Consider the following 14753-nt stretch of genomic DNA (forward strand, 5'->3'; position numbering starts at 1 on the left):
GTCATTACTTTTTTAAAGCCATTGAGCAAAATCTTAACAAGATTCTGGCTTATTTAATGTCTGAATTTTCTTGGTTTGCGGCCCTTTCACAAAGAAAATTGCATTGCCACATAGAATTAAAACCACCCCGATCACCGCATTCATTTGCCAATGATAATCCTCCCATACCGTCGAAATCACTAAGGCCACTAAAGGAAATAACAAGGTACTATAGGCTGCCTTACCCGCACCAATCCGTCCGACCAGATAGAAATAGGCAGTGAAACCAATCACCGAACCAAAGATCGCGAGATACAGTAAAGCACTGACTGCACTGAATTGCATACTCGGGAAAAACTGATCCTGTCTAAACCATGAAATCAACGCCATCAGCAGTGAGCCATACAACATCCCGTAGGCATTGGTGGTAAAAATATCCAAGCCATGTTTTTGATGGCGCGTACTGATCATATTGCCCAAAGAGAAACCATAGGTGCCTAAAATACAGAGCCCGATACCGATCAAGGTATTGCGATTTAAAGTGGTGCCTACCATGTCATGCCAGAACAGAGCAATAATCCCGAGTACACCTAATAAGGCCGCAGGATAAAAGCGCGAAGAAACCTGCTGAGAGAAAAATAATCGGGCATTGATGGTATTGAAAATCACCGCCATAGAGAAAATAACGGCCTCTAAACCACTACTGATATATTGCACCGCATAATAAAAACAGACAAAGTTAAAGCCAAAAATACAGCAGGCCTGCAACATACAAAACAGATGATCTTTACCGGCGAGTTTCTGCAACTTTCGGCTCAAAGCGACGAAAACAAATAACACCATTGCAGAAATAAAAAAACGCCAGAACACCGCAACACTGGCTGATATCCCACTTTGTTGTTGCAGACTGATCGCAATCCATGTGGTTCCCCAGATCACCACCACCAAAGCATATAACAGCGCATTCATATCATTAGAACCAAATTCAATTACCTCGACGACTATTTTGCTGCTTTTGCGGTCATGATTACTTGCACCATCTTGCGGTGATTGTCATGGATTTGCGTTTTTCTAGATTTTTTGACCAGATGACAAAACTGGCTGAACGTTCTACACTAAACTGGATCATATTTGGCACTGCGTATAGAAGATGAAATATCAGATTCTAGATCAATTACAGCAATATAAAGCGCAATTGCTCGACTCGGTAGAACTGGGTTCGGGTATGCAGTTGGCCATGTGGCAAAATAACCAAGACCGTGTCAGCGTCTGTAGCAATCACCACACTTTGAGTATGTATATTCAGGGCGGTTATGAAAGCTATCAAAAAACCCAACAGGGCTGGCACAATGGCGGTGGCCCTGACCGGATGTGCCTAATGCCACAAGATTTCGAGTCGACTTGGGACCTACGTGATCCACTCACCTTCGTACATCTTTACTATACTGAACAGCACTTACAACGTGTGGCCGAACAAGTCTGGGATCGGGAACCGAGTCAGATCATTTTAAACCCACAAATTTTTGTGGCTGACCCACAAATTTCGATGATCTATCGACACTTCTTACTCAATGGCGCATGGCAAGATCGTGAAAACCATTTGCAGATGAGTACCGCAACAACGCTGTTACTCAATCATCTGATCAAAAATTACAGTCATGCCCGATGGCAAGCACCTGAAGTTAAAGGGGGGCTCTCGCCTTATGTGCTTAAGCAGTTATTGGAATGGATTGATCAACATCTCCATTTGAGTTTGACCTTGTCTGATCTGGCGCAACAAGCGCAACTCAGCGAGTATCATTTTGCGCATATGTTTAAACAATCGATGCAGATGCCACCGCATCAATATGTGATGCAACGCCGTCTTGAGCGTGCTCATCAAGCACTGGAACAGACTACAGCGAATCTGACAGAGATTGCTGTGCAATATGGTTTTAGCTCCAGCAGCCATTTTAGCCATCGCTTTAAGAAACAGTTTGGCTATAGTCCATCTCAACTGAGAAAAAACTAAAATCCACAGCGCATCTTTTGTTGATGCAATTTAATCGAAGGCTCAGTTTAGACCTTTCGCCAAATCTAAGCTAAAACTCCCACATTCATTCCTTTTTGTCATATAATTTAGCCCGCCAGCTAATCGCCCGCTCAAGAGAAATTTGATATGACAACGATCATCAAACAAGATGACTTGATTACATCAATCAAGGATGCCCTGCAGTTTATTTCTTACTATCACCCGCAAGACTTCATCCAAGCGATGAGCCGTGCTTACGATCGTGAAGCAAACAAAGCTGCAAAAGATGCTATTGCCCAAATCCTGATCAACTCACGTATGTGTGCTGAAGGTCACCGACCAATCTGTCAGGATACAGGGATTGTTAACGTTTTCCTTGAAGTTGGCTTAGACGTTAAATTTGATTTAACCATGAGCTTGGATGATGCTGTAAACGAAGGTGTACGCCAAGGTTATCTAGAAAACTCAAACGTACTCCGTGCTTCTGTTTTAGCAGATCCAGCTTTTGGTCGCAAAAATACCAAAGACAACACGCCTGCCGTGATTCACTACAAACTCGTTCCTGGTAATAAAGTTGATATTACCGTCGCAGCGAAGGGTGGCGGTTCAGAAAATAAATCTAAACTTGCGATGTTAAACCCATCTGATTCAATCGTGGATTGGGTACTTAAAACTGTTCCAACTATGGGTGCAGGTTGGTGTCCACCGGGTATGCTCGGTATTGGTATCGGTGGTACTGCTGAAAAAGCCATGATGCTTGCAAAAGAAGCACTCATGGAAGAAATCAACATGGACGAATTACTTCATCGTGGCCCACAAAGCAAAATGGAAGAACTCCGTATCGAGATCTTCGAGAAAGTGAATGCGTTGGGTATTGGCGCACAAGGTCTTGGTGGTTTAACCACAGTCCTTGATATTAAAATCAAGGATTACCCATGTCATGCGGCAGGTAAGCCAGTGGGTATGATTCCAAACTGTGCTGCGACTCGTCACGCACACTTCCAGTTAGATGGTACTGGTGTTGCACATATTCAAGCACCAAAACTTGAAGACTACCCTGCTGTAACGTGGGATTCGTCTCAATCGAAGCGGGTCAACCTGGATACCATTACTCAAGAAGAAATGAATGCTTGGAAGCCAGGCGATACATTATTATTGAACGGTACCATTTATACAGGTCGTGATGCTGCACATAAGCGCATGGTCGACATGTTAAATAATGGCGAAGAACTTCCAGTGGATCTCAAAGGTAAATTCATTTACTACGTGGGTCCAGTCGATCCAGTTGGCGATGAAGTGGTTGGTCCTGCTGGCCCAACAACTGCAACCCGTATGGATAAGTTCACTCGTCAAGTGTTAGAAGCAACTGGCTTATTCGGTATGATTGGTAAAGCAGACCGTGGTCCTGCTGCAATTGAAGCAATCAAAGACAATCAAGCAACTTACTTGATGGCTGTTGGTGGCGCTGCTTACCTTGTATCTAAAGCAGTTCGTGAGGCTGAAGTTGTTGCTTTTGCAGACTTAGGTATGGAAGCAATCTACAAATTCGTGGTTGAAGATATGCCTGTCTCTGTTGCAGTTGATGTGAATGGTACCTCAATCCATGCCACTGCACCAAAAATCTGGCAAGCAAAAATCGGTAAGATTCCAGTGGTAGATGCTGCTGCGTCATAAAAGCCAAAAAGGAGCATCAGATCGATGCTCCTTTTTTATTTGAATACGGATAGATTTAAATTATAAATAAATGGGCTCGTATGCATATCAATATCCATTTTATTCTTTTCCTTCTCAACATGCTAAAATCAAAAATCAGGTATTTTTCACTCAAAAACTCATCACACTCAGATTAAAGATCACTCAATATCTTATGAAAAAATTCAAACAAACTCTTAGCTGTATCCTATTATCTACCTGCAGTTTTTCTATTTTTGCTCAACCTGCCACCAGTAAATCCGTAGAAAGAGCAATGGAACTGAGCGACATTAAAGCAACACTGGCTCAGTCCCAACAAGAAATGCGCCCTGTTTATGATAAGCAAGCGGAAGAGATGCTAAAAAACATCTTCAAAACCTTAACCTTAAACGCTGAACAAAAGAAAGCAGCGAATCAAATTGCTGATGTCACGGCATCATTTAGTAATAAACTCATCTCTGATCCAAAGTTTCTGCAAATGTTGAAAAATACCTACATGCAAACGTTTACAGAAGAAGAAGTCTTAGCAAATATTCAATTTCTTGAAACCCCTATCGGACAATCAATCAATAAGAAAAATAGCTTGCTGATGAGTAAAATCATGCAGAATAGTATTGAGATGTCGAGCCAAATGATGCAGGACCCAAAAGTCCAAAAAGAAGTTAATCAGAAAATCGAAAATATTCTGATGCCTCTTTTTGAACAAGAAAGTAAAACTAAACAAGGGCAACCTGCATTAGAGCTAAAGTAATCAATTTAATTTTAGAGCCCGGTCTAAGACCTAATCCATACTTTTGCTACAGCGTAATATTCAAATAGTCGGATCTCTGTATTCGACTATTTTTTTGCCTATAACTTCTGCTAAATTATAAAAAAGAGGCAAAGAATAAGGGAATCCGCAAATGAATAAATCGATGTTCAGCTTAGTCATTGGACTGTGCCTTTTCGGTAGTATGCCAAGTACTTTTGCCTCCCCAGCTCAGAGCAAATCGGTCAAGGAACTGATTAAACTCAGTGACCTTGAACATGTGTTAAATACCTCACTTGATGAAATGCAACCGACGCTTGACCTCGAAGCTGAAAATATTCTATTGCGGGTGCTCGGTAAAGAAAAACTGACCACAACTCAAGAGCATCTCGCCGTTTTAGAGCTAAGCCAATTGCTCAAAGATACCAGCTCAAAAGTATTTGCCCGTCCTGAAACACTACAGGCGATTGAGAAGATTTATGCCGATGCACTGAGTGAAGAAGAAATACAGGCTTATTTAAAGTTTTTAAAAACACCTGAAGGCCAATCCATCAATCAAAAAACCATGCAAATCAGCACCAATGTGTTTCAATACATGAATAACCTCAGTCAAAAAACCTTAAATGATCCAGAGCAAAGTTCGAAACTGCAACAGCAGTTTCTCACTATCATCCAACCTTTAATTCAAGAAGAATAAACGGCTTTTTTTTGATGAGCCTTCTTACCAAGTCAAAGGATTCCAGAGTTTAAATGGCTTAACCAAATGCACTTCTGATTTTTCATCATATTTCGCTGGTTTTAATTCTTGTGGTTTAGAGCGGACTTTACCTGTAGCATCTTGAGCCACGAAGTTATAACTCGATGATTTTAATCGGGTAAAGGCAATTTCTTGATGCGCTACCTTATCAGGTGTGATCATAAAAGGACCTGTGTGTTCACTGCGCGAAATCTTATTTTCTTCATCGTATTTAATAAAATAAGTTTGTGCAGCATCGACAGTGAAGTCTAAATACTTAGGCTTTTGGAAATGTAATCCTGCCAAAGGACGACTCACACTCAGACGATAGGTGCCCGCAGGAAGTTCCAACCAGTAATAATGATTATGTAATAAACTCGGAATTCGATGCCCATTAATAAATAAATTGGCCGCTGCAATTTCTTGACGATTCCAACGGGTATCTGGACGATATAAATAGACCACCGCAGCTTGTTCATTTTGTGGTTTGATGGGTGTGTAATATTGGCCTAACTTTTGATTGACCCAACCACCTACGCTAAAGCCACCAACGTGATATTGATCCAATAGACCTGGTTCTTTTGCTGTATCAACTGGGGGTAGTGTTGCAGTCAGTGCGGTTGGTTTTTCTTCAACTGTCTTATGACTTTGACAGCCAGCCAGCACCCCTGCACAACATAATGACAATATTAAATAACGCATGACATCCCTCAAGGCGTTTTCTTGGATTTATTTTTAACCGCGCAAAACTATGCACATTTTTTCAATTTTTTAAGATTAACACCTCAACGCCCAATTGCAAATAAAAAAAGCATGAAAAGCCAAGCCTTTCATGCTTTTTTAGATGAATGAGAATTAAGCTGATTTAGAATCAATCACCTTCAAATCCTTCTTTTCAATCAGTTCTGGCGTACCGACTTGTGGTAAACGCTCTGCTTTGAACGTTGGTTTGGCTGTGCCATTAATGACAGCTTCATCCACAATCACGGTTCCCACATCAGTACGACTTGGTAAGTCATACATGGTTTCCAGCAATACATTTTCTAGAATAGAACGCAGACCACGTGCGCCTGTATTACGTTCAAGTGCTTTCTTCGCCACGGCACGTAATGCAGACTCATCAAATACAAGATCTACATTTTCCATCGTAAACAGGTATTGATACTGGCGTGTTAATGCATTTTTAGGTTCTGTGAGAATCTGCATCAACGCTTCTTCATCCAGTTCTTCTAAAGTTGCAATCACAGGCAAACGACCAATAAATTCTGGAATCAAACCGAATTTAACCAAGTCCGTCGCTTCAACCTGACGGAACAATTCAGAGACTTTTTTACTGTCGTCCTTATTCTTCACATCTGCAGTGAAACCTATACCGCCCTTCTCTTGACGCTGTTGGACAATTTTTTCCAGACCAGAGAATGCACCACCACAAATGAACAGGATGTTGGCTGTATCAATCTGGATGAACTCTTGCTGCGGGTGCTTACGACCACCTTGAGGTGGAATAGACGCAACCGTACCTTCAATCATTTTCAATAATGCTTGCTGTACGCCTTCGCCTGACACATCGCGGGTAATCGATGGGTTTTCAGATTTACGGGTAATCTTATCAATCTCATCAATATAGATAATGCCTTTTTGCGCTTTCTCTACATCGTAATCCGCTTTTTGCAATAATTTTTGCACGATGTTTTCAACATCTTCACCCACATAACCCGCTTCGGTTAAGGTGGTGGCATCAGCCATCGCAAACGGAACATCGAGCAAACGAGCCAATGTTTGCGCCAATAATGTTTTACCTGAACCTGTAGGTCCAATCAGCAAAATATTACTTTTCGCAATTTCAATCTCTTGATGCCCATGAGTCGATTGACCCACTTTCAAACGTTTATAATGGTTATATACGGCAACCGATAAGGTTTTCTTTGCAACATCTTGTCCAATCACATATTGGTCTAAGGCAGCACGTATTTCATGTGGTTTCGGCAAGGCTTTGGTTGCCCAATCACCCGCTTCAACTTGTTGACTGGTTTGAACCAAGTCCAAGCAGACATCTACACACTCATTACAAATATATGCGTCCTCACCTGCAATCAGCTTTCCAACTTCAGATTGCGTTTTACCGCAAAATGAACAATGTTTTTGTCCTTGAGGATGTTCGGACATATTTACTCCACAACTTAAATCTTAAACTTAGGTCCTAAAAAATCAGGGACGTTTGCTTAGTACTTCATCGACTAAACCATATTCTTTGGCTGCTTGTGCAGTCATGAAATTGTCACGATCTGTGTCACGTGCAACCGTTTCATAATCTTGGCCACTGTGTTCAGCCATTAAACGATTTAAACGCTCTTTGATAAACAGAATCTCACGGGCGTGAATTTCGATATCAGAAGCTTGGCCACGGAAACCACCTAATGGTTGGTGAATCATGACACGTGCATTTTCAAGACAATAGCGTTTGCCTTTGGCACCCGCATTCAATAGGAAGGCACCCATTGATGCAGCTTGCCCCATACAGTAAGTCACAACATCAGGTTTAATAAACTGCATGGTGTCATAAATCGCCATACCCGCAGTCACTGAACCGCCTGGTGAATTAATATAGAGATGAATATCTTTTTCTGGATTTTCTGCTTCTAAGAATAACATCTGCGCAACGATTAAGTTCGCCATGTTATCTTCAACTTCACCCGTTAAGAAAATAACACGCTCACGTAATAGACGTGAAAAAATATCGAATGAACGCTCACCGCGAGATGATTGTTCAACGACAACAGGAACTAAAGCATTTTCAATTGTTGGAACATACATACGTTTACTTATTCCTAAATTATTGTGACTCGATCTATGCCAACAATATGAGGGATAATCAATGAAATTGCAAAAGGTTCAATCTGAAATATTCGATTATTTAGACTAAAATCTGGCAATTTCGAATTAAATTAACACTTTCATAACAGAGGCTTTGCAGCACTTTCCACGATGTTTTGGCTTATCACAACATGCATCAATAAAAGCGAAGCAGTGCCTAAAAGAAAAAGGCGCATTAAGCGCCTTTTTCTTGAATCAACTTTTTAAAAGATTAGCCACGACGAGCTTGTTGTTCTTTTAATAAGTCTTCATAGCTGATCGCAACATCTTTTACTTTAGCCGCAGCTAAGATGTGATCAACCACTTGATCTTCTAACACCACAGCTTCGATTTGAGCACGTTGCTGTTGGTCATTTTTGAAGTATTCAACAACTTCTGTTGGATCTTCATAAGAAGAAGCCATGTCATCGATGTAAGCATCAACACGTGCTTGGTCAACTTCAAGTTTAGCATCAGCCAATACTTTGCTTACCAGTACGCCAAGCTTAACTGATTTTTCAGCTTGTTCTTTGAACAATTCATCTGGAAGCATGCTGCTGTCAAATGCGCCTGCACCTTGAGCACCAAACTGTTGAGTGAACTGCTGGATCATTTGTTGACGTTGACGGTCAATTTCTTGAGCAACCATTGAAGTTGGAACTTCAATTTCATTTGCAGCAACAAGTGCATCAAATGCAGCTTGTTTAACTTGGTTACGAAGACCGTTGCGAACTTCACGTTCCATATTTTTGCGAACGTCAGCTTTTAACTTGTCTAAGCCTTCTTCTTCAGTCAAACCAAAGATTTTTAAGAATTCAGCATCGATTTCTGGAAGTTTTGCTTTTTCAACTTGCTTCACAGTGATTTTGAATTGAGCCGCTTTACCCGCTAAGTTTTCAGCTTGGTAATCTTCAGGGAAAGTCACATCAATGACTTTCTCTTCGCCAGCTTTCATACCAACGATACCATCTTCAAAACCTGGGATCATACGACCTGAACCAAGTACCAGTTTAAAGTCTTCAGCAGCGCCGCCTTCAAACTTCTCACCATCAACAGTACCTTCGAAGTCGAAAGTGACTTGCATGTCTTTCTTCGCCATACCTTTGGTCACAGCCCAAGTTTGACGTTGTTTTTGCAAGTTTTCGATCATAACATCAACGTCTTTGTCGTTGATTTCTGATGATTTACGTTCAACTTCCAAGTCAGCAAAAGCTTTCACTTCAACTTCTGGATAAACTTCTACAGTCGCTTCAAAAACTAAAGCATCATCTTTGTTTTCAACTTTCTCAATATTCGGCATACCGACCGCATTGATTTTTTCTTGTTGAATTGCTTCAAATACGGTGTCGCGAATGATGTCATTCACAACTTCTTGATAAATGCCCGCACCATATTCACGGCGAACAACATTCAAAGGCACTTTACCTGGACGGAAGCCGTTGATCTTCACAGTTTTGGCAGTGCGTTGTAAGCGAGCTTCAAACTGCTCGTTAACACGGCTCGTCGGTACAGAAACATTTAAACGACGGGCAACGCCCGAAACCGCTTCAGTCGTTACTTGCATGGCTTCCTCGATATTAGTTAGTAATAACAATTTTTAAAGTGCCACATTATATGACAACTTTCTGGATATACAAAATCGGATGCTAAAAAAGCAAATATATTTCTCATTTTAGCCAAAATCATAGTTTTCTTAAATGAATCTTAAAAGAAACGTTATTTTTTGTTGTTAGTGATAAGTATTATCACTATACTTTGCATTCTTTTTGAACATTTGTTCTATTTTCTCGTCCAGCTTTGGAACTCTAGTTATGAGTAAATTTAATTTGAATCCCCTTTCATTGGCATTACTTGGGGCAATGACCACATCCGCTTTCGCAGATACGACGACAGCATCTGAAAATACCAACCCACACCAACTTCCAACCATAGTGGTATCCGCAGCTGGTTTTGAACAAGATATTAAAAATGCACCTGCTTCGATTAGTGTTGTCACAAAAGAAGATATTGAAAAGAAAAATGCAACTAGCATTGCCGATCTACTTGCAGATGTTCCAGGTATCGATATCCGAGATGGTATTGGGAAAACATCGGGTTTAAATATTAAAATGCGCGGCTTAGGCAGTGAATACAGCCTGATTCTGATTGATGGCCGTCGTCAAACTACCTCTTCAGATGTCACTCCAAATGGTTTTGGGGAGTCTGCAAATGGTTTCTTACCACCATTGGCGTCAATTGAGCGTATCGAAGTGATTCGAGGACCAATGGCAACCCGTTATGGTTCAGAAGCCATGGGCGGCGTGATTAACATTATTACCAAAAAAATTAGTAACGAATGGAATGGCAATGTCACCGTCGGTGGCAATGTCATGGAACATGGCGGTGAAGCGGATTCATGGAAAACCAGTGTCGTGGTCAATGGTCCGATTATTCAAGACAAGCTAGGCGTACAACTTCGTGGTTCTTATTTAGATCGTCAAAAATCTGAACGCATTCCCGGGACTTCTGGCCGTGATCCACGCCCAAGCGAAGCAGATATCTACGATGTCGGCGGGAAACTATCCTTTAAATTAAATGGACAAAATAATTTTTGGATTGATGGTTTTCACTCCAGCCAAACCTATAAGAATGATGATAATCGTTTAGGCACACTTGATACACCTGCACGTGCCAATGGTTATAAAGATGAATTAGAATTTAAACGTGATCAAATCGCCGTCGGTCATAATGGTGACTATAGCTTTGGTCAATGGAATTCGTATATCAGTCAAACTAAAACAGAGACCGTTGGGCGTACCATTCCGCGCAATACATTCCCTGGTAATGCTTCAGCTGGTCAGGATCGTACTTTAAAAAATACGGATTTCGTCGCCGACTCACATGTGGTTATGCCGATCGCAGATCATAAACTCACAGTTGGTGCTGAATATAAAGAAGCTAAAATTGCAGATGATATTGCAGGCATTGGCGCGACATTCAAAAAAGACTCTTTCTCTATCTATGCAGAAGATGAATGGCGCATTCTCGATACTCTCGGCTTTACACTTGGTGGTCGCTATGAAGACCATTCTGGTTTTGGTGGTCAATTTAGTCCACGCGCATATCTCGTTTGGAATGCAACTGATGACCTTACTTTAAAAGGTGGCGTGAGCACTGGTTATAAAGCCCCTTCAGCAAAAGATCTTCACAATGGCATTGTGAGTATTAGTGGACAAGGCACCACTTTTAACGTTGGTTCTCCTAATCTAAAACCTGAGGAGTCAACCAACTATGAGCTCGGCTTCAACTATAACAACGGCAATCTAGATCTGAGTACGACCACGTTTTTTACCAAAATTAAAAACCGAATTACAGAGGGTTCAGCCTTACAGAACTGTTTCTCCGCAAACAATCCGAACCAGCCAGGTTGTGTAAGTTATGGCTCACATATCACTCAGGATACTTTTGCACAAAAAGTCAATGCAGATGAAGCTGAAACTAAAGGTGTTGAACTCAGTTTGAAATACAGCATTATTCCTGAATGGGATATCAAAGCTGCATATACCTATATGGAAACCGAAATTACCAAAGGTAAGAATAAAGGTTCATATCTAAGTAATGTTCCTAAAAATGCATTTAACATGACCTCAACTTGGCATATTAACGACGCATTTGACCTATGGTTACAACATGAGTATAAATCTGAGCGTAAACGCTACGATATCGCGCAAACTACAGGTGACGATGCTCTGATTTACAATGCAACCAACAACAAGTTAAAGGGTTATAACTTATTCAACCTAGGTGCAAGCTATAGTGTGAATGATCAATTACGCTTCAATGGTGCAGTGAATAACTTGCTCGACAAAGATTTCACTAGCAATGGTTCATATACTGATTCAAATGGAAATCCAGCCTCTTATTATGACTATATGATGATTGGCTCCGGGATGTCAGGCACTTACCTTGCAGGACGTAACTTCTGGTTATCAGTCTCTTATGACTTTTAATTAATAACTTGCAATTATGATTTGAGAAACCCTGCATTTGCAGGGTTTTGATTTATTCAGAGCAGTCAAACATTCTTATCCATGAATCAATTTTACAGAAACATTCATATCAAGATCATTCAGCCCCACTCTCTGCCCCTTATGTTCAAATATTCGACCTTCTAAGACCCACCCTTAAATTAAATAAAAATTTAAATAAAAACTTTTATATCAATAAATTAAATATAACCATCACTATATTGCTATTTTGCACAATTATTCATCATTAATACCAATTTTAGAAAATATCTTTAAATTTCAAAATAATAAATATATACAGACTCTTATACAGAAACTAAAGCTATTGATAACGATAATAATTATCAATAGACTTCGCACATATTGTTACACAGATTAACAATTGATCTACTTTTACTCCTTTTTCTGTAAAAGTTTCATCAGGTTGAAAGTTCTGTCATTCACACTTCAATTTCAGGGGTTCTCTCAATGGCAAAAATCAAAAGTCGTAAACATTTTCGTACCACACCTTTAGTTGCGCTTGCAGCAAGTCTTCCTCTAGCAGCACATGCTGCCCCTAAAGAGGAAAGTGTGGCAAAGCTTCCAACAATTGAAGTAAATGCAGAAAATACCTATAAAGTAGATGCTGTTAGCTCTCCAAAATATACACAACCCCTACTCGATACACCTCAAACTGTACAAGTCATCAAAAAAGAACTGTTACAGGAACAAGGCGCTGCATCATTAATGGAAGCATTGCGTAATACCCCAGGTATCACACTACAAATGGGTGAAAATGGTAATACCAGCGCAGGCGACACGTTCCAGATGCGTGGTTTCTCGACGCAAACATCAACCTATGTCGATGGTATCCGCGATTTGGGTGCTGTCAGTCGTGATGTATTCAACTTAGAACAGATTGAAGTTGTAAAAGGCCCTTCTGGCTCTGAAGCAGGTCGTGGTGCAGCATCGGGTTATATCAACTTAGTCACCAAGTTACCGAAAGCTGAAAGTAGTCGTGAAGTTTCAGCACGTTACAATACTGCTGAAAATGCACGCTTAACTGCAGACATCAATCAAGCAATTAATGAAAGCACAGCAGTTCGCTTAAATGTCATGGGACAAGACGGCGGCGTTGAAGGACGAGATGTTTTAGAAAATAATGGCTGGGCAATTGCACCATCGATTGCTTTCGGTTTGAACACAGACACTCGCTTCTACCTATATTCTCAGCATGTTCGCCAAAATAATATTCCTGATGGTGGTATTCCTACAGTCGGAATGAAAGGCTTCTACAATGCTGATGCAGATTTAAATAAGGCAAAAGAAGTTGATCGTTCGAATTACTATGGCAGTGTCAATGACTATGAAGATATTGACGCTGATATGGTGACTGCAAAAGTTGAAAGTGATTTTGGCGATAAAATTAAATTTACCAATACCTCTCGTTACGGTAAGTCAAAAATGAATCGTGCATTAACAGGTATTAATGCCTTAAATAAGAATGGATCAAACAATCCAGATGCATGGACGATTTCTCGCTCACATCAAGGGGTTGATCAGGAAAATAAAATTCTTGCCAATACCTCATCACTCAATGTGAATTTTAAAACAGGTGTCGTTGAGCATGATCTGGTTACAGGTTTAGAGTTCTTACAAGAAGAGCAGATTTCACGTACTTTATCAACACAAACACCTGGTCAAAAAGCACCAACAACACCAGCTGCAAATCTATACAATCCAAATCATTACGATGTTATTCCAAGCTTAGTCCATACGGGTGCATATACGGATGGTGAAACACGGACAGCTGCGGCATATTTGTTTGATACCATTAAATTACTCAACAATCGCTTGCAGTTTAATGGTGGTGTTCGTGTTGATTACTACGAAACTGATTATGAAGCACTTGCTGTAGCAACAGATTCAAACACGCTTGCAGTCACTAAAACACCGACCAACCTAAAAGCACATGACACTTTAGTCAGTTGGAAATTGGGCAGCTTATTTAAGCCAACTGAAAACAGCAGTGTCTATGCCTCTTATGCAAAATCACTCACACCTCCAGGTAGTGCAAACTTCGGACTATCCGATACAGGCATTAATAGCTCTGCGGCTAAGCCACAAGAAACCAATCACTATGAAGTGGGTGGAAAATGGGATGTGTTGAAAAATAAACTGGCATTAAACGCTGCCGTTTATCGCACTGAAAATGAAAACCAATTTACTACTGACCCAGTAACCAAAGCATCTATTCAAGAAGGTAAAACACGAGTTGAAGGTGTTGAACTCGGTGTCGTTGGGCAAATTACCGATGCATGGAATATTTCTGCGGGCATTGCTCATATGAAGACCAAGCAAAAAAATCAGCAAAGCTTTAATAATGCTGGAGAAAAAACAGTAACTGATTCTGTACGTTGGTCACCTGATTGGACTGCAACATTGTGGACCACTTATGACATTGCTGGCTTTAAAGTAGGCTTAGGTGCACGTTATGTAGATGAACAAAAACGTGTCATTACCGACAGCACTGCACCAGCCAACATGCCAAAAGTACCATCTTATGTGGTCTTTGATGCTATGGCAGGTTATAGCTTCAATAAAAATGCGTCGCTTAACCTGAATGTTTACAACCTAGCAGATAAAGACTACATCAGCGCATTGAACAATGGCGGTAGCCGTTTTGTGCTCGGGCAACCTCGCTCAGCAGCATTAACATTCAACTACAAGTTCTAAATTATTCAATCA

11 protein-coding genes are annotated in these 14753 nt (G+C 40.6%); 6 read left to right on the top strand and 5 right to left on the bottom strand.

Features of this window, described 5'->3' with window-relative positions:
* Positions 1-33: 33 nt before the first annotated feature.
* Positions 34-948, bottom strand: a complete 915-nt coding sequence (locus tag NDN13_RS11820; protein WP_251115595.1) for a DMT family transporter — start codon at positions 946-948, stop codon at positions 34-36.
* Between the two features lie 181 nt (positions 949-1129).
* On the opposite strand from NDN13_RS11820, the gene NDN13_RS11825 reads away from it, so the two are divergent.
* The 4 genes from NDN13_RS11825 to NDN13_RS11840 all read left to right on the top strand — a co-directional run bounded on the left by NDN13_RS11825 (position 1130) and on the right by NDN13_RS11840 (position 5127).
* Entirely contained in the window at positions 1130-1990 is an 861-nt protein-coding gene (locus tag NDN13_RS11825; RefSeq protein WP_251115596.1) for an AraC family transcriptional regulator, read from the top strand.
* 147 nt (positions 1991-2137) lie between these two features.
* Entirely contained in the window at positions 2138-3664 is a 1527-nt protein-coding gene (locus tag NDN13_RS11830; RefSeq protein WP_251115597.1) for a fumarate hydratase, read from the top strand.
* Positions 3665-3734: 70 nt separating this feature from the next.
* Positions 3735-4433 carry a DUF2059 domain-containing protein gene (locus tag NDN13_RS11835; RefSeq protein ID WP_251115598.1) on the top strand — a complete coding sequence of 233 codons (699 nt, stop codon included), beginning with the start codon at positions 3735-3737 and terminating at the stop codon, positions 4431-4433.
* A 151-nt stretch (positions 4434-4584) separates the two neighbouring features.
* Positions 4585-5127 carry a DUF2059 domain-containing protein gene (locus NDN13_RS11840; RefSeq protein WP_251115599.1) on the top strand — a complete coding sequence of 181 codons (543 nt, stop codon included), beginning with the start codon at positions 4585-4587 and terminating at the stop codon, positions 5125-5127.
* A gap of 24 nt (positions 5128-5151) precedes the next feature.
* Here NDN13_RS11840 and NDN13_RS11845 read toward each other — a convergent pair whose 3' ends face one another.
* From NDN13_RS11845 to tig, 4 genes are all read right to left on the bottom strand, one after another.
* Entirely contained in the window at positions 5152-5868 is a 717-nt protein-coding gene (locus NDN13_RS11845; RefSeq protein WP_251115600.1) for a DUF2846 domain-containing protein, read from the bottom strand.
* Positions 5869-6021: 153 nt separating this feature from the next.
* Entirely contained in the window at positions 6022-7332 is a 1311-nt protein-coding gene (gene clpX / locus NDN13_RS11850; protein ID WP_251115601.1) for an ATP-dependent Clp protease ATP-binding subunit ClpX, read from the bottom strand.
* A 42-nt stretch (positions 7333-7374) separates the two neighbouring features.
* Positions 7375-7980 (bottom strand): ATP-dependent Clp endopeptidase proteolytic subunit ClpP, encoded by a 606-nt coding sequence (gene clpP, locus NDN13_RS11855; RefSeq protein WP_004775790.1) that lies wholly within the window; start codon positions 7978-7980, stop codon positions 7375-7377.
* Positions 7981-8251: 271 nt separating this feature from the next.
* Positions 8252-9583, bottom strand: coding sequence for a trigger factor (gene tig / locus NDN13_RS11860; RefSeq protein WP_251115602.1), 1332 nt, complete (start codon positions 9581-9583; stop codon positions 8252-8254).
* 247 nt (positions 9584-9830) lie between these two features.
* Between tig and NDN13_RS11865 the strand changes: the two genes are divergently transcribed.
* Together NDN13_RS11865 and NDN13_RS11870 are read left to right on the top strand one after the other, a co-directional pair.
* The gene (locus tag NDN13_RS11865; RefSeq protein WP_251115603.1) at positions 9831-12008 is read left to right on the top strand and encodes a TonB-dependent receptor domain-containing protein; all 2178 of its coding nucleotides are present in this window, start codon (positions 9831-9833) and stop codon (positions 12006-12008) included.
* A gap of 486 nt (positions 12009-12494) precedes the next feature.
* Complete coding sequence (locus NDN13_RS11870) at positions 12495-14741, top strand: catecholate siderophore receptor Fiu (RefSeq protein WP_251115604.1); 2247 nt, start codon at positions 12495-12497, stop codon at positions 14739-14741.
* Positions 14742-14753 lie beyond the last annotated feature (12 nt).

The organism is Acinetobacter sp. C32I, from assembly GCF_023702715.1.
Classification (GTDB): Bacteria; Pseudomonadota; Gammaproteobacteria; order Pseudomonadales; family Moraxellaceae; genus Acinetobacter.